Origin of the sequence: Glaciecola sp. 1036, assembly GCF_050306235.1 — a bacterium.
In the GTDB taxonomy this organism is placed as follows: domain Bacteria; phylum Pseudomonadota; class Gammaproteobacteria; order Enterobacterales; family Alteromonadaceae; genus Glaciecola.
The window spans coordinates 1-257 of record NZ_JBLWFH010000051.1 but is presented as its reverse complement, the minus strand read 5'-3'; the positions used below and the strand labels follow the sequence as shown (position 1 = coordinate 257).

At 49.0% G+C, this 257-nt stretch carries 1 pseudogene; it reads right to left on the bottom strand.

Going from position 1 to position 257, the window contains the following annotated elements:
• A pseudogene (locus ACNKW3_RS19860) lies at nt 1-257 on the bottom strand (group II intron reverse transcriptase/maturase); the annotation flags it as partial.

Sequence of the window (257 nt, the reverse complement as noted above, 5' to 3'; positions counted from 1 at the left end):
GTAGGGTCGAAAATCGGCGTTAACACTTGAGCAATAGCTTGTTGAATAACCCTGTCAATGACGGTAGGAATACCCAGCTGGCGTATTCCGCCATCGGGTTTAGCAATTTCGACTCGTCTAACAGGTGATGGTTGGTATTGACCTGAGCGCAGCTCAGCCATAATACGTTTCCAGTTACCTTCTCTTGCCCAAGCAGGGAAGTCATCAATGGACATGCCATCGATGCCAGCGGCTCCCTTATTGGCTCGAACTTGTTT